This is a genomic window from Sinorhizobium sp. 6-70 (genome assembly GCF_030124375.1).
In the GTDB taxonomy this organism is placed as follows: Bacteria; Pseudomonadota; Alphaproteobacteria; order Rhizobiales; family Rhizobiaceae; genus Sinorhizobium.
Genome location: NZ_JASKLS010000017.1, coordinates 20933 through 41946, shown reverse-complemented (window position 1 = coordinate 41946; position 21014 = coordinate 20933). Strand labels below are relative to the sequence as shown.

Annotated in this window: 21 protein-coding genes; 4 read left to right on the top strand and 17 right to left on the bottom strand. The window is 62.1% G+C overall.

Annotated elements, in window-relative coordinates:
- Positions 1 to 37: 37 nt before the first annotated feature.
- Positions 38 to 871 carry an ABC transporter substrate-binding protein gene (locus QN222_RS25645; protein ID WP_283963020.1) on the bottom strand — a complete coding sequence of 278 codons (834 nt, stop codon included), beginning with the start codon at positions 869 to 871 and terminating at the stop codon, positions 38 to 40.
- Positions 872 to 1069: 198 nt separating this feature from the next.
- Between QN222_RS25645 and QN222_RS25640 the strand changes: the two genes are divergently transcribed.
- The 3 genes from QN222_RS25640 to QN222_RS25630 all read left to right on the top strand — a co-directional run bounded on the left by QN222_RS25640 (position 1070) and on the right by QN222_RS25630 (position 4250).
- Positions 1070 to 1789 (top strand): GntR family transcriptional regulator, encoded by a 720-nt coding sequence (locus tag QN222_RS25640; RefSeq protein WP_283963021.1) that lies wholly within the window; start codon positions 1070 to 1072, stop codon positions 1787 to 1789.
- Complete coding sequence (locus QN222_RS25635) at positions 1790 to 2557, top strand: pyrroline-5-carboxylate reductase (RefSeq protein ID WP_283963022.1); 768 nt, start codon at positions 1790 to 1792, stop codon at positions 2555 to 2557.
- A 466-nt stretch (positions 2558 to 3023) separates the two neighbouring features.
- Positions 3024 to 4250, top strand: a complete 1227-nt coding sequence (locus tag QN222_RS25630) for a DUF2778 domain-containing protein (RefSeq protein ID WP_283963063.1) — start codon at positions 3024 to 3026, stop codon at positions 4248 to 4250.
- A gap of 7 nt (positions 4251 to 4257) precedes the next feature.
- Here QN222_RS25630 and QN222_RS25625 read toward each other — a convergent pair whose 3' ends face one another.
- The 9 genes from QN222_RS25625 to QN222_RS25585 all read right to left on the bottom strand — a co-directional run bounded on the left by QN222_RS25625 (position 4258) and on the right by QN222_RS25585 (position 12889).
- Positions 4258 to 4548: a MurR/RpiR family transcriptional regulator gene (locus tag QN222_RS25625; protein ID WP_283963023.1), complete on the bottom strand. Its 291-nt coding sequence runs from the start codon at positions 4546 to 4548 to the stop codon at positions 4258 to 4260.
- 103 nt (positions 4549 to 4651) lie between these two features.
- Positions 4652 to 5593 (bottom strand): sugar phosphate isomerase/epimerase, encoded by a 942-nt coding sequence (locus QN222_RS25620; RefSeq protein ID WP_283963024.1) that lies wholly within the window; start codon positions 5591 to 5593, stop codon positions 4652 to 4654.
- Positions 5594 to 5675: 82 nt separating this feature from the next.
- Positions 5676 to 6848, bottom strand: a complete 1173-nt coding sequence (locus QN222_RS25615) for a Gfo/Idh/MocA family oxidoreductase (protein WP_283963025.1) — start codon at positions 6846 to 6848, stop codon at positions 5676 to 5678.
- Between the two features lie 30 nt (positions 6849 to 6878).
- Entirely contained in the window at positions 6879 to 7904 is a 1026-nt protein-coding gene (locus QN222_RS25610; RefSeq protein ID WP_283963026.1) for a Gfo/Idh/MocA family oxidoreductase, read from the bottom strand.
- Positions 7901 to 8806: a sugar phosphate isomerase/epimerase gene (locus QN222_RS25605; RefSeq protein WP_283963027.1), complete on the bottom strand. Its 906-nt coding sequence runs from the start codon at positions 8804 to 8806 to the stop codon at positions 7901 to 7903. Before QN222_RS25605 ends, QN222_RS25610 begins: the two co-directional genes overlap by 4 nt.
- Before the next feature lie 107 nt (positions 8807 to 8913).
- On the bottom strand, positions 8914 to 9738 hold the full coding sequence (locus QN222_RS25600) for an ATP-binding cassette domain-containing protein (protein ID WP_283963028.1): 825 nt from the start codon (positions 9736 to 9738) through the stop codon (positions 8914 to 8916).
- A gap of 10 nt (positions 9739 to 9748) precedes the next feature.
- Positions 9749 to 10747, bottom strand: a complete 999-nt coding sequence (locus tag QN222_RS25595; RefSeq protein WP_283963029.1) for an ABC transporter permease — start codon at positions 10745 to 10747, stop codon at positions 9749 to 9751.
- 10 nt (positions 10748 to 10757) lie between these two features.
- Entirely contained in the window at positions 10758 to 11807 is a 1050-nt protein-coding gene (locus tag QN222_RS25590; RefSeq protein ID WP_283963030.1) for an ABC transporter permease, read from the bottom strand.
- 107 nt (positions 11808 to 11914) lie between these two features.
- Positions 11915 to 12889, bottom strand: a complete 975-nt coding sequence (locus QN222_RS25585) for a sugar ABC transporter substrate-binding protein (RefSeq protein WP_283963031.1) — start codon at positions 12887 to 12889, stop codon at positions 11915 to 11917.
- 161 nt (positions 12890 to 13050) lie between these two features.
- On the opposite strand from QN222_RS25585, the gene QN222_RS25580 reads away from it, so the two are divergent.
- On the top strand, positions 13051 to 14085 hold the full coding sequence (locus tag QN222_RS25580) for a LacI family DNA-binding transcriptional regulator (RefSeq protein WP_283963032.1): 1035 nt from the start codon (positions 13051 to 13053) through the stop codon (positions 14083 to 14085).
- A 238-nt stretch (positions 14086 to 14323) separates the two neighbouring features.
- On the opposite strand, the gene QN222_RS25575 is transcribed toward QN222_RS25580, so the two are convergent.
- The 7 genes from QN222_RS25575 to QN222_RS25545 all read right to left on the bottom strand — a co-directional run bounded on the left by QN222_RS25575 (position 14324) and on the right by QN222_RS25545 (position 20938).
- The gene (locus QN222_RS25575) at positions 14324 to 16147 is read right to left on the bottom strand and encodes a tetratricopeptide repeat protein (protein ID WP_283963033.1); all 1824 of its coding nucleotides are present in this window, start codon (positions 16145 to 16147) and stop codon (positions 14324 to 14326) included.
- A 176-nt stretch (positions 16148 to 16323) separates the two neighbouring features.
- Positions 16324 to 17445, bottom strand: a complete 1122-nt coding sequence (gene pqqE, locus QN222_RS25570; RefSeq protein ID WP_283963034.1) for a pyrroloquinoline quinone biosynthesis protein PqqE — start codon at positions 17443 to 17445, stop codon at positions 16324 to 16326.
- Positions 17442 to 17738, bottom strand: a complete 297-nt coding sequence (pqqD, locus tag QN222_RS25565; protein WP_283963035.1) for a pyrroloquinoline quinone biosynthesis peptide chaperone PqqD — start codon at positions 17736 to 17738, stop codon at positions 17442 to 17444. Before pqqD ends, pqqE begins: the two co-directional genes overlap by 4 nt.
- Complete coding sequence (gene pqqC / locus QN222_RS25560) at positions 17735 to 18505, bottom strand: pyrroloquinoline-quinone synthase PqqC (RefSeq protein ID WP_283963036.1); 771 nt, start codon at positions 18503 to 18505, stop codon at positions 17735 to 17737. Before pqqC ends, pqqD begins: the two co-directional genes overlap by 4 nt.
- Complete coding sequence (pqqB, locus tag QN222_RS25555) at positions 18502 to 19413, bottom strand: pyrroloquinoline quinone biosynthesis protein PqqB (RefSeq protein WP_283963037.1); 912 nt, start codon at positions 19411 to 19413, stop codon at positions 18502 to 18504. The genes pqqC and pqqB overlap by 4 nt, the downstream gene beginning before the upstream one ends.
- Positions 19414 to 19549: 136 nt before the next feature.
- On the bottom strand, positions 19550 to 19645 hold the full coding sequence (pqqA, locus tag QN222_RS25550; protein WP_026187092.1) for a pyrroloquinoline quinone precursor peptide PqqA: 96 nt from the start codon (positions 19643 to 19645) through the stop codon (positions 19550 to 19552).
- Between the two features lie 351 nt (positions 19646 to 19996).
- Positions 19997 to 20938: a LysR family transcriptional regulator gene (locus tag QN222_RS25545; RefSeq protein ID WP_283963038.1), complete on the bottom strand. Its 942-nt coding sequence runs from the start codon at positions 20936 to 20938 to the stop codon at positions 19997 to 19999.
- Between the last annotated feature and the right edge of the window lie 76 nt (positions 20939 to 21014).

Below are 21014 nucleotides of genomic sequence, written 5' to 3'. Positions count from 1 at the left end.
AAATCGGCTACGCGTTAAGGAGAGACATGCAGCGTCGTCACTGCGTGCTCTTCAGCACCTGATCGACAGCCTTGCGGATCAGTTCGTCCACGTGACCGGTCGCGACCTTCTCCTCGAGGAAGATGTTCACCACCTCGATATCAGCGCCTGACAACTGATGTGGCAGACCGAAGGCGACGCCCTGCTTCGCCAGCGCCGGCTTCGGGTTGAGCGCGACCGCCCAGTCAGGATTCGACTGCGTGAAGAGCTGGTTGGTGTCGGAGGCATCGACAAGGATGTCGGCGCGCCGCGATACGACGGCAAGGCGCGTCTCGTCATTGCCAGGTAGGCGCAGGATGGTTGCGTTTTTCACGGCGGCGGTGATCGCCTTGTCCTGGGCGGTACCGGACATGACCGCCAGCGTTACATCTTTCTTGTCGATGTCGGCGACCGAGGTCGCGCCGCTCGGCACCTTCGGGTTCTCCTTATTGTAGGCAAGCGAGATCTGGTACTCCATTGCCGGAATGGAGAACTGCACGGCCATGGCGCGGGCCGGCGTCCTGTTCAGGGCGAGCGAGACATCCCATTTTCCCGCCTGCAGACCGGCGACGATGTTGTCCCAGGTCGTATCGACGAATTCCGGCTTGACCTTGAGGGCGTCGGCGAATTCGCGGCACAAGTCGGCGAAGAAGCCCGAATATTCGCCCGTTGCCGGGTCACGCATGACATAGGGCGGGGCGACGGCCGCGCCGCAACGAAGGACACCTGCCTTCTGCACGCCTTGCCAATAGCCATCGGCCGTTTGGGCGGAAGCAGCGGTGGTTGAAAGACCAGTGATCAGGGCAAGCGCAGGCAGCGCCCGGAGTAAGGGCGAAAGCATCTTCGACAGCATCGTCAGTTCCTCTGTTTGACGTGCGCGTAACGCGCGGTTCCTCTCGTCGGCTTCAGCCGATCTTCGCTTTCGTGTCGTCTTCGTGTCGACACGCTGATTAATGTCGTCTTCGTGTCGACAAAGTCAAGCGGAAAAATTACATTGTCAGCGCAGGACCAATCTGGCCATATGCGTCCGGATGACGGGAAAGGGACCTAAGTGTCTGACGAAGCAGAAACCAAGCGAGCCAAAGGGACGGGCTGGAAAAGCGTCTACGAGACGTTGAGAAACGAAATCCTGGCGCTCACACTCCCCCCCGGCCAGCTCCTTGACGAGAATACGCTGGCCGAACGGTTCGACATGTCCCGCTCGCCCGTCCGCGAAGCGCTGATCCGGCTCGCGGGCGAGGACCTGGTCGTCACACTATCGAACCGCAGCACGATCGTGGCCCCGATCGAGGTCGCAACGTTTCCGAAATATGTGGAGGCGCTCGACATCGCGCAGCGCATGAACACCCGCCTTGCGGCGGAGCTCAGGACCGATATCGACCTGAAGGCCATCGCCAAGCGACAGAAGGAATTCGAGGCGGCCGTGAAAACCGGAAGTCATCTTCAGATGTCCGAGGCGAACAAGCAGTTCCATATGGCGATCGCCAAGGCCGGCAAGAATCCGTATCTCGCGTCCTTCTACGAACGGCTCCTCAACCAGGGCCAGCGAATGCTCCATCTCCATTTCGAGTATCTGGAGCGGACGCATGAAGGTTACCTGTTGACCGACGAGCATAATCTGATGCTCGAGGCGATCCGGGCAAAGAATGTCGATCTTGCCGACGAGCTGGCCCACGCGCACACGCGCCAATTCCAGCAGAACTTCATCAATTTCATGCGCGAGAACTACACGACGGATGTATCGCTCGGGCGGCGGAAGGCGGCGGAATAGATGCGTATCGGTTTCGTCGGCACAGGTGCGATTACCGAGGCGATGGTAACAGGCATCGTCGGCGCCGGGCTCGGCATGACGGAGATCCACGTCTCGCCTCGCAATCGGGAGATTGCCGGCCGGCTCGCGAGCCGGTTTCCTTCGGTGCGGATCGCCAAGGACAATCAGGAAGTGGTCGATGCGGCGGACATCCTGTTTCTCGCGATTCGGCCGCAGATCGCGGAAGAGGTGATCGGCGGGCTCGCATTCCGGAAGAGCCAGACAGTCGTCAGCGTCGTCGCGGCGACGGATCGTTCCAAGCTCCTGAGCTGGATCAAGGAGGACGTGAACCTCACGCAGGCGATCCCGCTGCCCTTCGTGGCCGAACGGGAAGGCGTGACCGCAATCTACCCGCCCCACCCCGAGATCGCCGCAATCTTCGCCGCGCTCGGCAGCGCCGTCGAGTGCGAGACGAAAGAGGAATACGACCTGCTCGCCGTCGCCAGCGCGCTGATGGGCACCTATTTCGGGATCCTCGACCGGGCGACCAGCTGGATGGCGGAAAAGGGCATGGCGAGCGAGAAGGCACGTGCCTATCTGGCGCCGCGCTTTGCCAACCTCGCGCAGACAGCTGTCAGGACCGGTCAAACGCCGCTCGACATTCTCAGACGCGAGTTTTCGACGCCGGGCGGTTTGAACGAGCAGATGTTCGAAGACTTCCATCGTAGCGGCGGGAGCCAAGCGTTGATCGGCGCCCTCGAAGGCGTGCTGGAGCGCGTTCGCGGCTAGAAAACGCCGCTCAGCGATGGGATTCGCGGAGCTCGGGCTGCTACCCCGACGACTTGCAGGCTCCCCTCCGAAAGGGCAGCTCGGCGGCCACATTCCGGCAGCGGCTTCGGCATGTTCCACTAGCTCTGATTGGACGCAGGAAGCGCCGGATCGACATCAAGCCGATACCGGCCGCCCGAGGCGGCGCTCACAAGAATGCCGGTTCGGATCTATCTGGGTTTCTGGAAAGCAAAATTTAACCATAGTTGTCCATCTTATCTCCATCAGTCGTCATGAGGGGACAATCCGGAAGTCGCGCAGCGTGGTCGCTCGCCGGCCTGAGGGCCTTTTGCGTGGTTTTTTGGCTTGATTTGCGTTGTTGAGTAAGATCGTTCGCCCACAGTCTTTGCACCGTCTGTTGCGCACACTGTTGATCACCTGCTGCGGCACCGCCCTTGCCGGCGCGGCTGTGTGGTCCGCCGTCGGCATGGCCGCTATGGGCAGTTCCTTCGCTCATGGTTCAGGCCACTACCTGCCCAAGCCGCAGCTTTATTTGGCGGAGAGGACAAAAGAGCGCCCATGGGACAAGCACGCCAGGATCAGCCAGGCGACGCGGCTCGTCGCCGCGGCGGCGCAGCCCGTCGTGTTCGCAAGCCTTACCATCAGCCGATCCGCCCGCAGTCCCGATGTTCCGCGAGACGCCGAGAGCAGCGGCAAAACGGCGCGTTTCGACGCCTTGCTGAAGCAGGCCGCATTGGCATCAGGGAAACTCGCCGGTCATTTCGAGCGCCCCGGTTCCACCGAGTCGCCCCGCCCACCCGCAAAGATTGACGCGCCTGCTTCGGGCGCAATCGGTCCATTGCCCGCAAAGTCGACCGACAAGCCCCTGCCCTTGCTGGCCTATGCCGCTCACACGCAGAGCGGGACGACCGGCGCTGCCTTCTCGGCGTTGCTCGAGGACAACCTCGCAGCTTCGCAGGATCCGAACATGGACGGCGACGACGTCCTGCCAGGCTATGAGGATACGCCGTCCTCCGGCCCGCTGCCGCAGTTCCGTCCGCGTGGCGATCAGGCCCAAAAACGTGCGGCCGAAACGGAGGAACCCGAGGACAGGCAGACCCAGGACGGAGCAGAGCCAAAGGCCGAACAAACCGGGAAAGCCGACGAACGGGAAACGCCAAAGAAGCAGAAGCTCGCCTATGCGCGGCCGGACGATCCGGCGGAAAGCAGTTCCGGCAGCGGCTTCGGACAGGCCCTGCGCAACATCTTCGGCAGTGGAGCCAGGGCCGGAAATGGCGTCGCCGTCTATGATATCACCGCCGCCAAGGTGTATATGCCCGACGGCAGCGTGCTCGAGGCCCATTCCGGGATCGGCAAGATGGCCGACAATCCGCGTTACGTGAATGTCAGGATGACCGGGCCGACCCCACCGCATACCTACAATCTCAGGATGCGTGAAACACGCTTCCATGGCGTCGAGGCGATCCGCATGCTGCCTGTCGACGGAAAGAACAAGCATGGCCGCGACGGCTTCCTGACGCACAGCTACCTGCTGCGCGGCAATCGGGCGGAATCGCATGGCTGCGTCGCCTTCAAGGACTACCCGCGTTTCCTCGCCGCCTTCAAACAAGGCAAAGTCAAGCAGATCGTCGTAGTGCCGAGCGGCGGACGCGCAGCCGGCACGCGTCTGGCTTCGAACGGCAGGAGCTCCTGACCGCCAATCACCGGGAACTTCGGCGCGCGCTATCGCGGACATATTCTCGCAGAACCGCCTTCAGGTCGGCGAACGTGCGAAGGCCGAGATGTCGCGCCAGTCGCTGAACGGTGCTCGCCGAGACGTTGCACCTTCTGGCAATCATTGCGGCGGTCTCGAAGGCTGCCGCTTCGGGTCGATCGATGACCTCTCGCGCCACTCGTTCCAGAGTGCCAGGAAAGATGATCTGCCGCTTGGCAATATCGCGCTTCAATTCCTGAAGGGTCTTCGGGGGATTGCTGCTGTGGGATTTTTCCATCGAACGACGTTCATATGTACGGGAGTGCACCATCAGGACGACTGACTGATTGGAACGGTCTGGCGGGTACCGCAGGCGTATGCCGGCGGCACCCGGATTTCGGTTAGCGGCTGATGGTCGCTTGAAGCGCGTCGATGGAGGATCGAATCCCAGCCTCGGTAGACATGGTGAAGTCTTCCATTTCCAAGCTTACCCAGCCGTTGTAGCCGACCATCCGCACGACCGAGAAGAACTCCTTCCACCATTGCAGATCACGGCCCGCGCCTACGGCGACATAGTTCCAACTGCGGTTGGCGACGTCGGTGACGTCCTTCAGCTCGAGCAGGCCGTTGACGTCTGCAAGGCCCCGCTCGATACGGGTGTCCTTGCCGTGGCAGTGGTGAATCGCAGGCCCCAGCGCGCGGGCGGAGACGATCGGATCCGCCCCCATCCATATCAGATGCGAGGGGTCGAGGTTCATACCGACCGTCGGACCGACCTCATTGCGCAGGCGGAACAGGGTCTCGGGGTTCCAGACCAACATCGCCGAGAAGTTTTCGAGAGCATATTTCTCGACGCCGACTTCCCTGGCGAGCTTCACCAGATCATGCCACAGCGGGAAGGCACGGTCCTCCCACTGATAACGGTCGCGCTCCGGCATCTCGTCCGGCCAGCTCTTGGTATAAACGAGCCAGTTGGGAACACTGTCGCCGGGTGCGGCTTCCGGAAGACCGGACATCGTGACGATCGTCTTGACGCCGATCTCGCCGGCAAGCCGGATCGTCTGCTCCATCTCCTTGCGGTGACGCTTGCCCATGTCGCCGGGGTCCAGCGGATTGGCCGAGCAATTGAGGGCAGCGATTTCAAGGCCTCGCGCTTCGATTTCCTTAAGTTTGGTTTTCAGAAGCCCCTTATCTTCAAGCAGCTCGTCAGCCCTGAAATGCGGGGCACGCGACCAGCCGCCGCCGGTCATTTCAATGCCTTCGACGCCGAGTTTGACGCATTTGTCGAGCATGTCCGTAAAAGACAGGTTGCCCATCACGTCGGTGCAAATGGAGAGTTTCATGGTCTCAATCTTTCTCGATGGAAAAAATGGGGGCGCGCGCTCGGGAGAAGGATGGAGGCTATCCAGCGCGCGCCAGGTTGAACTACTTGAAGTCAATCCAAGTCGAACCGGCATCGGCTGAGCGGACGCAGTTCTCGAGCCACCGGACACCTTCGGTGCCGGCCTTGATGCCGGGATAATGGTGTGCCTTCAGGAAAGCCTCGTCGCCGCGTTTCTTCGCGTCGACGGCTTGCGCGATCCAAAGGTAGATGTTCGACCAGCTGTCGCCGAGGCCTTCAGTGTGGAGAGCACCCATGCGATCGACCGCGAGGCTTTCTTCCTCGAGATAGGGCATGCCGTGGTGCAGGGTGCGGTTCGGCTCGCCCTGCACTTCGTAGATCAACCGATCGGGACGGCTGTCCGACCATTCGACGGAGGCCTTTGAGCCGACGAAGCGATAGCGCTGGCTACCCATGTTGCCCGCGTCCACTGACGAGACCCAGAGGCGACCGCGTGCGCCGTTATCGTAGTGCATCAGCACCGTGGCATGGTCCTCGAGCGGCGCACGGGTCGGGATGAACGCCTTGCGGTCGCAAAGCAGCTTCTCGATCCTCAAATGCGGCAAAACGATCTCGGACAGGTAGTAGAGATGCGTGCCAATGTCGCCGAGGACAAAGGTCGGCCCGGCGGTCTTCGGGTTCGTGCGCCATTTGACGGCCTCGCCGGCACCCACGTCGTCGCCCGAGTTGAAGCCGTGGGTATATTGCATGTCGACGATACGGATATCGCCGAGCATGCCCTTCCTGACCATGGCGGCCATCTGATGAACCAGCGGGTGCCCGGTGAAACCGTAGGTGACGCCGACGACCAGACCTTTTTCGTCGGCAAGCTTTTCGATTTCCTCGCATTCAGCCACCGTAAAGAACAACGGTTTTTCGCAGATGACATGCAGCCCCGCCTCGAGGCAGGCCCTGGTGATCTCGTAATGGGTGAAGTTGGGCGTGGCGATCGAGACGACCTCGACGCCGTCGCCGCGCTTCGCTTCGGCTGCGATCAGCGCCTTGTAGTCGGGATAAAGGCGGTCCGGGTTGACGCCGAGCTTGACCCCGAAATCCAAACCGCGTTCGAAATCGAGATCGAAGGCACCGGCAACAAGCTCATAGGTGCCGTCCCGGAGCGCTCCGGTGCGGTGTTTGTAGCCGACCTGCCCGGTGCGTCCACCACCGACCATGCCCCAGCGCAAGGGGCGGGAAATCGTTCTTTCTCCATTGATCATCTGATCATCTTCCTGAAATCGCCTACCGGTTCATTCCGCCGCCATGGCGGTCGGAGGTCCGTAAAGGCCGGGTTTCGCTGTCATGTTGATTGATTCAAAGCCGCCGCTGGCCACGGCACGCAGAGCTGCATCGGCCACGAGCGTGGCCGCGTAGCCATCCCAGGTGGACGGACCCGTCGCGGTGCCCTCAGAGGCCGCAACGATCCATTCCCGGAACTCCTGGTCGTATGCTTCTATGAAGCGCTCGCGCCAGTCCTCGGGGATCGCCTGACGGATCCCGCTTGAATCCGAAATCACTGTTGCGGGGCGGTTCGGCAGTGCGGCGACGCCCGTCTCGCAACTGACCTCGCCGCGGATGTCATAGCCATAGGAGATGTTCACCGAAATCTCGACATCGACCAGCGCGCCCGAGGCCATGTGCAAGAGCACGAAGGTCGGATCGCGCAATTCACCGCCGCGCGAGGAACGGCGCGGCACACGCACTTCGACCCCAGTGATCTCGTCTGACAAGAGCCAGCGGGAGATGTCTGCGTCATGCACGAGCGTGTCGTTCAGCGGCATCTCGGACGTGTAGAGGCCCTCGGGCACCGAGGCATTGCGATGCACGGAATGGAACATCAGCGGCGCGCCGAGTTTCCGTCCGTCGATCACCGCCTTGAGGCGGCGATAGTCGGCATCGAAACGCCGCATGAAGCCCACCTGCACGAGACGCCGGCCAAAGGCCACTTCGGCTTCCATCACGCGAAGCGCGGCCGCCTCGGATGTCACCAGGGGCTTTTCGCAAAACACCGGCTTGCCGGCGGCGATGCAGGTGAGCAGCTGCTCCTCATGTGCCGGTCCCCAGGAGCAGATGACCACGGCCTGCACTTTATCCGAAGAGATCAAGGCCGTGGGGGTGGCGAACACCTCCGCCCCTTCGGGGGCGGCGGCAGCAGCGCGCGCCTGGTCGATGTCGGTGACACCCATGACCTCGACGCCAGAAAGAACCTTCGTGAGGCGGCGGATATGATCCTGGCCGATCATGCCCGTGCCGATGACGCCAATCTGGAGGGTCATTTTGCCCCCCAGTACTTCTCGACGTATTCCTGCATCTTCTCGCGCATGAAGCGCCCGGAGTGGTCGGCGCGCTCTTCCCAGGCGAAGACGCAAGCCGTCATGATGCCGTCGAAACCGATCTCCGCGAGCGTGCCGAAGAAATCGTCCCACGGCACCTCGCCCTGGCCGATGTCGAGATGCTGGTGTACCCGGGCAGCCGAGCCCGGCGGGTTGACGATGTAGCGCAGCCCCGACGAACCTTTGTGGTTGAAGGTGTCGCCGACATGGACATGGGCAAGAACGTCCGCCGCCTCTCTGAGCATGGCTTTGGTGTCGTCGCCGAAATAGAAGGTGTGCGGGGCGCAGTAGAGGAATTTGACATTCTTCGAATTGACCGTGCGGATAATGTCCAGCGCCGGCTGCAGCGTCTCGCACCAATCTTCGGGGTGCGGCTCGACATGAAGGTTGATGCCTTCACGTTCGAAGATCGGCACGAGCTCTTCCATCGACCGCCACCAGGCGTCCTCGCAAGCCTCGATCATGGACCCGGTATGGCAGCAGTAGCAGGAGCCCTTGTCGGGGTGCGGGCCGCGGCCAAACTCGGAATTCATTGTGTCGACTTCCATCTCGACGCAGATCTCGATGGCGCGTTTCCAGTGCTTGACCGCCGCCTGCCGCTCCGCCTCGTCGTTGGAGGCCCAGCGGTACATCGGTAACAGCGAGGCAATGCCGACATCGCTCTCCTTCAGCGCTTTCTTGAAGCTTTTGATCCGCTCGGGAAACACACGCGGGGCCTTGAACCATTCGAGGAAATCGCCGCGCGGCGAAAGCTCGATCCAATCGTAGCCTAGTTCCTTGACCTTGCCGGGCAACTCCTCGAGCGACAGATGCCGATGCATGAACGGGTCGAGTGCGATTTTCATTGTGACCTCCAGATTCCGGACGCAGTTTTCCCTTCTCCGGCGGCCGCCTTTTCGGGCGCCTCCGAAGCTGTGCGCGTTGCGCAATTCGTTTGTGATACCGTCAGCGATTACTGGGCTGGCGGCGGCGGCTGACCCTCGTGCGCATCCATGTAAGTCTCGATTTGAGCCTCCAGATCAGCCATGGTTTCCCCACCCGCCATCAGATCCGTGATCTCCTCACGGGACTTTTCGCCCCTGCGGAAGTCTGCGGCGATGGCTCCGCGGATGAGCACGGCGAAGTGATCACCCACCGTCATGGCGTGCATGACCTGGTGGGTGATGAAGATCACCGCCAGACCGCGCCGTTTCGCCTGGTTGACGATACGCAGCACATGCGCCGCCTGTTTCACGCCGAGAGCGGCGGTTGGTTCATCAAGGATCAGCACGCGGGCGCCGAAATGCACCGCACGGGCAATCGCAAGTGACTGGCGTTCACCGCCTGAAAGCCCGCCGACCAGACGATCGCCATCGTCGATGCGGGTGATGCCGAAGTCCTGCACGGCCTTGACGGCGATCTCGTTGGCCGTCTTGCGGTCATAGACCTTGAAGGGGCCCCAACCCTTGGTCGGCTCGACGCCGACGAAGAAGGAACGACCGATCGACATCAGCGGAAAGGTGCCGCCGAACTGGTGTACAGTCGAAATGCCCATCTCCTGCGCCTCACGCGGCCCTCGGAATTCGACCGGCTTGCCGTCCATCAGGATGGTGCCGCGCGTCGGCTTGTGAACGCCTGCAAGCGTCTTGATGAGCGTCGACTTGCCGGCGCCATTGTCGCCAAGCAGGCAGAGCACTTCACCCGCACGGACCTTGAGGGAAATGTCGTGCAGAACGTCGATCGGACCGAAGCTCTTGTCGACATTTTGAAGTTCAAGGATCGGAGTATTGTCAGACATGGTTGAACACTCACTTCTTTCTCTTCGGCACGAAGCTCAGCGCCATCTGCCGGAAGGTATTGTTCATCAGGACAGCGGCCATGAGCATCACGCCGATAATGAGGTTGGACCAGTTGCGGTCGATGTCGGTGAAATAGATGCCCTGGTTGACGACGGCGAAGGTCAGCGCGCCGAGGAAGATCCCGGCGATCGAGCCGAAGCCGCCGGTGAGCAGCACCCCACCCACCACAATCGAGACGATCGTATTGAAGATGTAGTTCATGCCGCCTGATACCTGCGCCGAGTTGAACTGGATCGCCCCGCACATACCGACGAAGGAAGCGGCGGTGCTCGATAGGACGAACAGTGCAATCTTGAGCCTCTTGGTCGGAATGCCGGCATTGCGGGCGCTGACCTCGTCTCCGCCGATCGCGAAGATCCAGTTGCCGTAGCGCGTCGAGTGAAGCACGAAGCCGAAGACCACGGTCAGCGCAAACCACCACAGGATGATCACCTGGAATTTGCCGAGGATGAGCTGGCCGAAGATCGTCTTGGCCCAGGCCGGCGCGTCGAGCGGAACCGAGGCGGCTCCTGTCAGAATGACGGATCCCGCGAGCACCAGCCCCTGGACCGCAACCAGCGTACCGAGCGTGATGATCAGCGAGGGCACGCTCGTGCGCACCGCCAGGAAACCGTTGACAAGCCCCACCAGAACGCCGAAGGCGAGCGCTCCAAGCATGCCGATCACGATCGGCAACTCGTAATAGCCCGACAGGATGGCGATCGACATCGAGCCTGCCGGAATCATGGCACCGATCGAGATGTCGAGCTCGCCGGCGATCATCAGGAGGCCGACGGGCAAGGCGACGATGCCGAGGTTGGCGGCGAAATTGATCCAGCTTGCCGCGCCGAAGAGCGCACCCAGGCTAACGCCGCCGAAGGCTACGTAGAAGGCAATCACGGCGACGAAGCTCAGCACGGCTCCGAATTCCGGGCGGCGCACATATTGTCCAATGGAAAAGCCATTCATCTCCTCGCCCTCACTTCTTCTTTTTCGTCGCGTAGGCCATCGCCATCAGCCGGAACTTGTCGTTCATCATGACGGCGATGAGCAGGAGCGCGCCGATAATGACGCTGCCAAGGTTCGGGTCGATGCCGGTGAAGTAGACCCCCTGGTTCACGATCGCGAAGGTGAGCGTCCCGAGCACGATGCCCACCACCGATCCGGCGCCGCCGGTCAGAAGCACACCGCCAATGACCACGCACATGATCGAATTGAAAATGAACGATTGCCCCGCGAGCACCTGTGCACTTTGGTAGACGAGCACCTGGCTGACACCGACGAAGGCGGCAGAGAAGCCCGACAGCATGTAGAGCGCGACGGTCAATCTCGCCGTCGGGATGCCGGCGTTGCGGGCCGACACCTTGTCGCCACCCAAGGCGAAGATCCAGTTGCCCACGGGCGAGATGTGCAGCAGATAGAAGAATCCCGCGACGAACAGGACCCACCAGAAGATCGTCACCTGAAACATGCCGCCGACAAAATCGCCGAGGATCGCCTTGACGGTCGGACTCGGCACGAGCGACACGCCGGTGCTGCCGGCGATGAGTACGGTGAAGCCCAGCGTCAGGCCCATGACGCCGAACATGGAGCCGATGGTGACGATCAAAGACGGCACCGCGGTGCGGTTGACGACAACGCCGTTGAAAAATCCGACGATGAGCCCGACGCCCAGACCGGCGGAAATCCCGACGATCTCGGGAAGGCCGTAGTGGCCGGAAATGATGGCGACCGTCAGGGACGCCGCCGGGATCACCGCGCCGATCGAGAGGTCCATTTCGCCTGCGATCATCAGAAGCCCAACCGGGAGCGCGACAATGCCGATCTCGGCGGCGACGTTGAGCCAGCTCGCATAGCCGGCAGGGGACAGGAAGGCCTGACCACCCAGCATGCCGAAGAAGACAAACACCGCGATCAAGCCCAGCAGTGACCCCGCTTCAGGGCGACGGGAAAGCTGACCGACGGTTGCTCTTACGTTTTCCCCGCCTGAGGGAACCGAGGAGACATGGACACTATTTGTCGTGTTCATTTGAATACCACCAACGAAGCCGCATGGCCGCTAACGGTCGCCGCTATTGGAAGATTGGAAGCCGCCTGCCCCAAGCGGCAGGCAGTTCCATGACGCTCAGCCGAGACTCAGCGGGCACCCGCCTGCACACCCGCCAAGGTGGCCTCGACGTTCTCCTTGTCGATCACGCCGGGGCCGGTCAGGATTTCCCGGGTCGGCACGGTGAGGCCGTAGTTGACGTTGCCGTTCAGGATCGAGACCGCCAGATAGCCCTGCAGGTAACCCTGCTGGTCGATCGCGCAAAGCTGGGTGCCGCTCTTGATGTTGTTCAGGATTGTTTCATCCATGTTCATGCCGCAGACGTGCACCTGACCCTGCTTGCCGGCCTGCGTCACGCCGTTGACCGCCGAGTTCGTGTCGACGTTGCCAATAGCGAACACGGCCTTGATATCCGGGTTCTGCAGCAGGTGCGCCTTCAAGGCCTGCGCCACGGCAGTCGCCGAGCCGAAGGAGGTTGCTGGCAGCGGCAAAGACGAGCCGACACCACCGCCCTCGGTGACACCATCGATCATGCCTTTGCAGAAGGCCTCGATGTTCGCTGCACCCGGCAGCGTGTTGAGGCAGACTGCGTTCTTCAGGTCATGCTTGGCGAAGTAGGTGCCTGCAGCCTTTCCGGACAGGTAGTCGTTGGAACCGACATAGTTCATGGCGCCCAGGCGGTCGGCAGCTTCGATGCCCCCGGCATTATAGATGACCAGCGGAATTTTGGCGTCGACAACCGCTTTGAAGGCTGGGTCCATGGCTTCCGGCACCCAGTTGGGGCCAACGATCGCATCGGCGCCCTGGTCGATCGCCTGACGAATGAGTTCCGCCGCGTCGACGCCAAGGTTGTCGTAGTTCTGGGGCCCGAGCCAGGTTACCTTGCCGCCCTGCGCCTCCACCACCTTGCCGGCGTCCTCGGCCCCGCGCTTCACAATCGACCAGAACGGATCGTCCGGCTTGCCACCCACAACGAAGATGTTGGCAGCCATAACGGCCGTTGCAGTGCAAGTGATGATGGCGGCAGCCGACACGGTTGCCGCGAGACGGCGAAAGTTGGTCATCTCAATCTCCTCCCTTGGCCCGCCTCCCTGGCGTGACCGTGAGGAGAAACATATCGACTGCTTGAAATTTCAGAAATGGCAAATAATACTGAACGTACAAAAAGTATCATGTAGTGTCATTCATAATGATACACAATCACCGTCGCGAGAGGGAGAACATCATGCGTCGGCCGACCATTGCCGATCTTGCCAAGGAGGCGGGTGTCTCCATCTCAACGGTCAACAGGATCCTTACCGGCACCGCTTCGGTTAAAGGTACCACGGTGCAGCTCGTCCAGGCTGCCGCAGAGCGCATTGGCTTTTACGGCGTCGGCGCTATCGAGGACCGGCTGCGGAAATCGTCGCCGAAATATCGACTTGGCTTTCTGCTCCAGCAATCCAGCCGGGAGCTTTACCAGCTCTTCGGCAAGAAGATCGTCGAGGCGTGCCGCGCAAGGCGTGATGAGGTCGTCGATCCGGTGATCGATTTCGTGGACCTTCTAACGCCTGAGAATATCGCAGGTCGACTGAAGGCCCTTGGTGAAGCCTGTGACGCCGTCGCGGTGGTTGCAGCAGATCATCCCGTCATCGCGCAGGCCATTCGCGAACTGCACGACCATCGCAAGCCGGTCACCGCCTATATTACCGATCAATCGGCCCGGGAAAGAGCCGCTTACGTTGGGGCCGATAATTGGAAAATGGGGCGGACGGCGGCATGGCTTATCGGGCACATGACGCCAGAGCCGGGGCGGATTGCTGTATTCATCGGCAACCACCGCTACCAGTGTCAGGACGTCGCCGATGCGAGCTTCCGCTCCTATATGCGCGAACATGCGCCGCATCTGACCATTGAGGATAGCCGCCCGACCCATGAGGAACCGAGCGAGGCATACCGGATGATCAAGGAGTTGCTCGCGACAACGGATGACCTCGCCGGCATCCTGATCGTCGGGGGCGGTATCTCCGGGGTCTTGCGAGCGCTGAGAGAAGGCCCCGGGGATCGGCGCAGGAACATCCGCGTGGTATGCCGGGATATCGGCCCGGAGACCCGAAAGGGGCTGTCCGAGGGCCTGATTACGGCGGCCCTCTGTCATCCGCTGGAGCAGACCTCTGCCACGCTGGTGCAGACAATGATCGAGACGATCAATCAGGACGTACCGGGGAGCACAATCCACCGCACCGTCCCGTTTGATATCGTGACACCGGAGAACATGTGAGACGCCCCCGTCAGCAGCATTCATTCATATTGTCGCGGAACTATCCATCGGTGAGAAATCCAGCGGGCAACATGGCCAAGGTTGCGAGAGGACCGTCGGCGAACCTCCGATCGTCCAGTCTAAGAGTCGGTGGTGCGCAGAAATCCAAGACGGGATTCCGGCGGCAGTTCCGCGCCAACGCCAGCGATCCAAACCAGAGGTCTATCGAGGCGCAGCAATCACTTGTGCGACGCTTCCATTAATCATCGACAGCCGAAGCTGCATCTTGGGAGCGGGCTCTTGCGGCAAGCATGATTTGACCGAACCGTGACAGCGAGCGCAAGCTGTCCAGGTCATTGTCGTTTTCCATCCACACCAGCAGTTCAGGACTCATCTTGGGGACAATGTGCTCGAGGGCGTCCAATGCGGCTGCGGCATCACCGCTTATCGCCCAGGCACAAACAAGGTTTACCTGGAGCTGAATGTTATCGGGCTCGAGCAGACTGGCGCGTGACGCCCATTCGCGGGCCCGCTCATGATCGCCGAGAAGCGCAAGGACACCGGCGCCATGCCCGATCGCGCCGCTGTGATCAGGTTCGGCAGCCACGATGCGCTCGATCCGCACCAGCGCACGGCGGCAAGCATCGCGCGCGGCCTGCTCGTCGCCCTTGCCCTGGTAGCATTGGATGACCATGGCGGCAGCATTGTAGTCTCCCGGCGCGAGCTCTGCGGCCCGCTCAAAGTGGCGGATGGCTTCATCGAACCGGCGCTGCATGACGAAGGTCCGCCCGGCGGCCAGGTTGGCGGCGTAGTCGTCCGGCTCGAGCTCGAGCGCGATCCCGCAGTGGCGCTCGGCCTCCTCGAACTGCCCCCTGTATAGAAACTGCAACGCCTTTGCGGCATGGGCGCTGGCGATGCAGGCATCGAGTTCGAGGGCGCGATCAATTTCGGCTTCGCCGGTATCGGCACCGCCGACGCTGCGCCGGAGGCGATGGAGCGTTTCGCCGAGCAAGGCCCAGGCACGCGCGTGGCCCGGTTCCAGGTCGGTCACGCGGCGGCAGAGCCGGATGATCAATGGCAAGTGTCGCTCCGACCCCGTGATGTTGTATTCCCGTGCCAGAAGGAACAGCTTGTATGCCTCGGGATCCGTCGGCGCGTAACGCTCCAGCGCCTGACGCTCCGAAGGCAGCAGTCGAAGCCGCAGCGCCTCGACGACGGCTTTTGCGAGGTCCGATTGCAGCGCCAGCACGTCCTTGATGTCTCGGTCGAAGCGCTCAGCCCAGACCGTCGCGTCGTTTGTCCCGTCGATCAGCTTCGCAGAAAGGCGCATTCGTTCACCGGCCTTGCGTACGTTGCCTTCCAGTACATAGGCGACGTTGAGCTGCTGGGCGATTGCCTGCGCACCCTGGCCCTTCATGCCGAAGGATGTCGCGCGGGAAACGACGGTCAAAGAAGACAGCTTGCTCAGATCGATGATGATGTCCTCGGTAACGCCGGCGCTGAAATAGTCCTGCTCCGGATCGCCGCTGATATTGGCGAAGGGCAAGACGCAGACTCCGACCCGCTCGCGGCTGACTCCTGCTTCCGTCGGTGCATCGCCCTGGATGGCATAGGCACGGATAGGGCGCTCGATGTTCTTCAGCGACATCGGCCCGAGGTCTTCGAGGGCGACGTTCAATTTTCCGGCTACGTGCTCGCGGACCGTCTCGGAGAGTATGATACCGCCCGGCTGGGCGAGGGCCTGCAACCGCGCTGCGATGTTAACCCCTTCCCCGTAGAGATCTCCCTCGTCGACGATCACATCTCCCAGGTTAAGTCCCATACGGAAGCGAAGCGTCGGGTCGGTTGCTGAGGCAACGCCTTGCAGCGCCATGGCACACACTGCCGCATCAACTGCGCTTGCGAACTCAATCAGCGCGCCGTCGCCCATCAACTTGACGACGCGACCGTGGTGTCGTTCCAGCGCGGGACCGAATGCAGCAAAGGCCGCCTTGACGCGGGCAAGTGTGCCAGCCTCGTCGCGCCCCATCAGCCTGCTGTATCCGGCGACATCAATGCAGAGAACCGCGGCCAGCTTGCGCATGCAACCATTCCTGTGAAGGTGAGCGCTTGTGGCAAAGGTCAACTTCGCCCCAGGGCAGTGCACCACATTCAGGCATCACAAACAAGCGAGCGAGCCCACAGCCTACGGATTGGCCGGTCTTCCGGACATTGGCCAGCAGCGGCAAATCATATGTCCATTCGAGAGCTGAATGAGCTCTACCGTCCGCGGTAGGTCAAAGTGGCCGGCGACATTGCCGAAAGCCGTTCCGTCTCCCGCGTCAAACGCTCGCGCAGCGGCGATCGGATGCAGACCGGATCCGTTGTGCTCGCGTCGCCGGCAAGCGCCATCGCCTGGCAACGGCAGCCGCCGAAGTCGATCTGCTTGCGCTCGCAGTTGCGGCAAAGTTCCGGCATCCAGTCCTCGCCGCGATAGGCGTTGAAGGCGTCGCTCTCGTACCAGATCTCGGAGAGTGTGCCTTCGCGGACGGTCTTGAAGGTGAGGCTCGGGATCGTTTCGGCCGCGTGGCACGGAAGCACGCGACCGGACGGCGTGACATTGAGGCCGACGCGGCCCCAGCCGCCCATGCACGCCTTCGGGTATTTGGAATAATAGTCGGCCGGCACATAGTCGATCACCAGGATACCTTGGTATTTTTCGCGTGCCGCGGCAACGGTTTGCGTGGCGTGCTCGACTTGTTCGCGCGTCGGCATGAGAGCCGCCTTGTTGCGCTCGGCCCAGCCGTGAAACTGCACGGTCGCGATCTCCACCCGCCGCGCCCCAAGCCGGATCGCCAGCTCGATCAGGGCGTCGATCTCGCCCATGTTCTGCCTGTGGCAGACGGCGTTGACCGTCAACGGGATGCCGGTGGCCGCCACCCAGTTTGCGACGGCCATCTTTCGTTCATGGCCACCCTTGTAGCCACCGATCCGGTCGGCGCTTTCGGGAGAAACATCCTGGATCGACAACTGGATGTGGTCGAGACCGGCCTCGGCCAGGTCGTTGATCCTGGCCTCCGTCAACCCCACGCCCGACGTGATCAGATTGGTGTAAAGCCCCAGTGAAACCGCCGCCCGCGTCAGTTCGACGAGATCCCGTCGCGCCGCCGGCTCCCCGCCCGACAGATGCAGATGCAGCACGCCGAGGTCGGCCGCCTGGCTGAAGACGCCGATCCATTCCTCGGTGGACAGTTCCTCGCCCGCCGGCGTCAGGGCGGTCGGGTTGGAGCAATAGGGGCAGGCCAGCGGACAGCGATGGGTCAGCTCCGCCAGCATCGCCATCGGCGGCGGCACGCGCTGAACGGGCGCGGAATGGACTGTGGAGGCGATGGCGCTGCTCATTCGACGATCTCCAGCAGGCGGCGGATGGCAAGCTCCTGGGCGAAGGCCCTGACGTCGCCGGCTATCTCCGCGACGGGGGCGTCGAACTTGGCGGCAAAGTCGCCGGCGATCCGGTCGAGGCTCCGCTTGCCGTCAAGCGCTTGCACGATTGCGACGGCGATATCGTCAAGCGCCATCGCCCGCTCCGGTGCCAACAGGACCATCTGGCCGCGGACCGGATCCTCATGCAGCCGCACGCCGCGTGCCAACTTGACGACGCTCGCCCCAGAAATCGCCGGCGTGTCGGCGCTCATTCCGCCGCCTCCTTCGCCGTCGGATCGCCGACGACACCTTGCTCGCCGTCCCAGCCGCCCGGCGGAATCCGGCCAGGCATCACATAAGCGGAGTAAAGTGCGTCGAGCTGCGACCACAGAACGTCCGTCTTGAAGGTGAGCGCCGCGGCGGCGGCATCCTGTTTTTCGGCCGTATCGGCGTGGTCGAGCACATAGGCAAGGCCGAATTCGACGTCGTGCGGCGCCTCCGCCAGTCTTTGCCGAAAGTAGGCGAGTGCCGCATCGTCCGCGAACGTATAGTGCTCAAGCAGCCCGGCAATGCGCTCCGAATGGATCTTGGGCGCAAATAGCTCGGTGAGCGAGGAGGCCACCGCCTCGAGGAGCGGCTTCTCCCGCACGAACGACACATAGGCGTCGACAGCAAATCGGGTCGTAGGCAGGACGCCCCTGGTCGAAGCGACATAGGCGGGATCGAGGCCGACGGCTTCCGCGAGACGCAGCCAGCGGCGGATGCCGCCGCCCTCGTCGACGCCGCCGTCATGGTCTTCGATCCGCGAGCGCCAGGCACGGCGCAGATCCGGGTCGTCGCAGCGCGACAGGAAGGCCGCGTCCTTCATCGGAATGCGGCTCTGGTAGTAGTAGCGGTTGATGACCCATGCGCGGACCTGCGTCATCGTTGCGCGGCCGCCGTGGAGCATCGCATGGAAGGGATGCTTATCGTGATAGCGTTCCTTGCCGATAGCCAGAAGGCGCGCGTGAAAATCTTGCTTGTCGCTTGCCGTCGTCACAGCCGAATCTCCATGCCGTCGAATCCGACTTCAAAGCCGCGGTTTTCCACCGTGGCGCGTTCGGGACCAGCCCGCCAGATCGGGTTCGTGTTGTTGATGTGGATATAGACTTTTCGGCGAATGTTCAGGCCGTCGAGTGCGTCGAGGCTGCCGCCCTCGCCGCTGATCGGCATGTGGCCCATGCGGCGGCCCGTCTTGCGCCCCGTACCTGTCGCGATCATCTCACGGTCGGTAAAGAGCGTGCCGTCGAAGAACAGCGCGTCTGCATCCCGGAGGCGCGCAGCCAGGGCATCATTGATCATGGCGCAGCCCGGAATGTAATAGACGCGTTCGTTGCCGGCCCTGAGCTCGATCCCGACCGTGTTTTCGCCCTCGACGTTCAGATCCGGTTCGCCTTCTTCGAGGAAAAGCGGAACCTTGCCCGGAACGGCGAAGAGCCGCGCCTCGAGGTCGGGAAGTGGAGAGAAGGCTTCCTCGATCACGACGCTCCTCCTTGCAACCAGGTCCGGATCGAGGACGCCGAAGACCGGATTGTCGGCGATGATCTCGCCGACCGAGCCTGTGGAAAACACCGTCAACGGCTGTTTCTCCCGCAGAACGAGAAGCCCGGCGAGATGATCGATGTCGCCGTTGGTCAGTACCACGCTTTTGATCGGGCTGTGACGCAGGCGGCGCGGCTGCAGTGGACGATTGTGCTGAATCTGCTGGCGGATGTCCGGAGAGGCATTGAAGACGGCCCAGGCTTCGCCATCGCGGCTGACGGCAAGCGATGATTGGCTTTGCGGCTTGACGGCGGAGCCCGGATCGCGCGCCATGGTGCAGTTCAGGCACCCGCAATTCCATTGTGGAAGACCGCCGCCGGCGGCCGCCCCCAGAACAATGATGCGAAGATCGGACGATTTCTTCACCGGATAAACCCGATCCTCCTATGGCCGCGTCTTAGAGCGGGATGAAATGCGTCGCTCTTTGCCGGCATCCCGCTCTAATTTCTTGGAATGGATCACGGTCGTGATTTTGCGTCGATCCGACCGGAACCATCGCGATCTAGAACAGGATCGGTTCATCCCCGTCCGCAGGAGCGTAGCGGGTGATTTCCATCGCGCAGCTGACTTCAATGAATTTCGGTTTATGCCAGGACATGTCTCCTCCATTCGTCCAGATCAATGTGCCGCCCTGCATTGCCGGCGCCTCGCAACCGGGCCGTACACGAAGCAAGCTTTGCTCTCGACGAGCGCCGCCTGGGTGAAGAGCCGGAGCGGCCTCACCGCACCGGCATTCCCGGCGTCGCCACCGCCGGGTTTCGAAACCGCTATCGCCGCAGACGGAACCTGATGGCGACCGTAACGGTTGATCTCGTGCGAGGGTCCTCCACCCTCTATCTCGAATGGTATCAACCGTTCAGTGGCCTCACAATTAAGACCAAGGTGGCGGTCGACACCACGTTTCCTGCTGCGGGAGCGCTAGCTTTGCGGCCTTCCGTCGCCGCCCGGCTCAACGGAACGCGTTGGCCGGATAGGGCTTGCTGACCACCGGCAGATATCGCGCGCCCTGCGCCAGCAGGAACCGCTCGAAAGCCTGCATCGCCGGGGTCGTGACGCGGTCCGAGCGTGATACGCTGAACCATTGCCGGCGGATCGGCGTCTCGACCACGTCGAGTATGACCAACCGGCCGAGCTTGACCTCCTGCTCGATAGTATGGGCCGAGATAAAGGCAATTCCCAGACCAGCGATGACAGCCTGCTTGATCGTCTCGTTCGATGCGATCTCCGTGCCGAGTTCCTCCAGCTTGTGCGGCGTGTCGCTCAGAAAGATCTCAAGCGAGATGCGCGTCCCCGACCCCTTTTCACGCACCAGGAACTGCTCCTGGGCAATCCGCTCTCGCGGAATTTCCAGGACGCCTGCGAGCGCATGACCGGCGGAGGCGATGAAGACCAGCGGGTGGTCGCCGAACACCTCAGCGCGCACCTCGACGTCGCGCGGCGGCCGCCCCATGAGGGCGATATCGATTTCGTGATCCCTCAACTTGGCAATGATCTCGGCGCGATTGCCGATGAAGAGGTTGATCTCGATGCCCGGAACCTGATCGCGAAAGGCGGCAATCAGTTGCGGCGCGAAGTATTTTCCGGTCGACACGACACCGAGACGTAACCGCCCGGTCCTCAGCCCCTTGATGGCGCTAATCGAATCCTCGAGCCGGACGAGGCTGTCCTCGACCGCCCGCGCCGCCTCCAGGAAAGCGATCCCGTAAGCGGTCGGAACCATGCCGTTGCGCGTCCTATCGAACAGCGGGACGCCGGCGTCCCGCTCCAGCTGCTGGATCTGTAGGGTGAGAGCCGGTCCGGTCACGCGCAAGGCCTCGGCCGCGAGGTTGATTCTCCCCAGCCTGCAAATGGCCTCGACAATGCGGAGTTGGCGAAGGGTTACGTTGCGCATGCAGTAGCAAAGTAAGTAAAGCTAACTTCCATAGTCAATCGAATAAATTTTACAAATCGTCCTTTTGCGCCATCCT

Coding starts and splice junctions, on each gene's coding strand:
- QN222_RS25635 (WP_283963022.1), top strand. CDS start 1,790: ATGCGTATCGGTTTCGTCGGCACAGGTGCGATTACCGAGGCGATGGTA.
- QN222_RS25585 (WP_283963031.1), bottom strand. CDS start 12,889: ATGACCAACTTTCGCCGTCTCGCGGCAACCGTGTCGGCTGCCGCCATC.
- pqqA (WP_026187092.1), bottom strand. CDS start 19,645: ATGTCCTGGCATAAACCGAAATTCATTGAAGTCAGCTGCGCGATGGAA.
- pqqD (WP_283963035.1), bottom strand. CDS start 17,738: ATGAGCGCCGACACGCCGGCGATTTCTGGGGCGAGCGTCGTCAAGTTG.
- QN222_RS25580 (WP_283963032.1), top strand. CDS start 13,051: ATGCGTCGGCCGACCATTGCCGATCTTGCCAAGGAGGCGGGTGTCTCC.
- QN222_RS25620 (WP_283963024.1), bottom strand. CDS start 5,593: ATGAAACTCTCCATTTGCACCGACGTGATGGGCAACCTGTCTTTTACG.
- QN222_RS25630 (WP_283963063.1), top strand. CDS start 3,024: ATGGCCGCTATGGGCAGTTCCTTCGCTCATGGTTCAGGCCACTACCTG.
- QN222_RS25610 (WP_283963026.1), bottom strand. CDS start 7,904: ATGACCCTCCAGATTGGCGTCATCGGCACGGGCATGATCGGCCAGGAT.
- QN222_RS25625 (WP_283963023.1), bottom strand. CDS start 4,548: ATGGAAAAATCCCACAGCAGCAATCCCCCGAAGACCCTTCAGGAATTG.
- QN222_RS25605 (WP_283963027.1), bottom strand. CDS start 8,806: ATGAAAATCGCACTCGACCCGTTCATGCATCGGCATCTGTCGCTCGAG.
- QN222_RS25595 (WP_283963029.1), bottom strand. CDS start 10,747: ATGAATGGCTTTTCCATTGGACAATATGTGCGCCGCCCGGAATTCGGA.
- QN222_RS25600 (WP_283963028.1), bottom strand. CDS start 9,738: ATGTCTGACAATACTCCGATCCTTGAACTTCAAAATGTCGACAAGAGC.
- QN222_RS25575 (WP_283963033.1), bottom strand. CDS start 16,147: ATGCGCAAGCTGGCCGCGGTTCTCTGCATTGATGTCGCCGGATACAGC.
- QN222_RS25645 (WP_283963020.1), bottom strand. CDS start 871: ATGCTGTCGAAGATGCTTTCGCCCTTACTCCGGGCGCTGCCTGCGCTT.
- pqqE (WP_283963034.1), bottom strand. CDS start 17,445: ATGAGCAGCGCCATCGCCTCCACAGTCCATTCCGCGCCCGTTCAGCGC.
- QN222_RS25545 (WP_283963038.1), bottom strand. CDS start 20,938: ATGCGCAACGTAACCCTTCGCCAACTCCGCATTGTCGAGGCCATTTGC.
- QN222_RS25590 (WP_283963030.1), bottom strand. CDS start 11,807: ATGAACACGACAAATAGTGTCCATGTCTCCTCGGTTCCCTCAGGCGGG.
- QN222_RS25615 (WP_283963025.1), bottom strand. CDS start 6,848: ATGATCAATGGAGAAAGAACGATTTCCCGCCCCTTGCGCTGGGGCATG.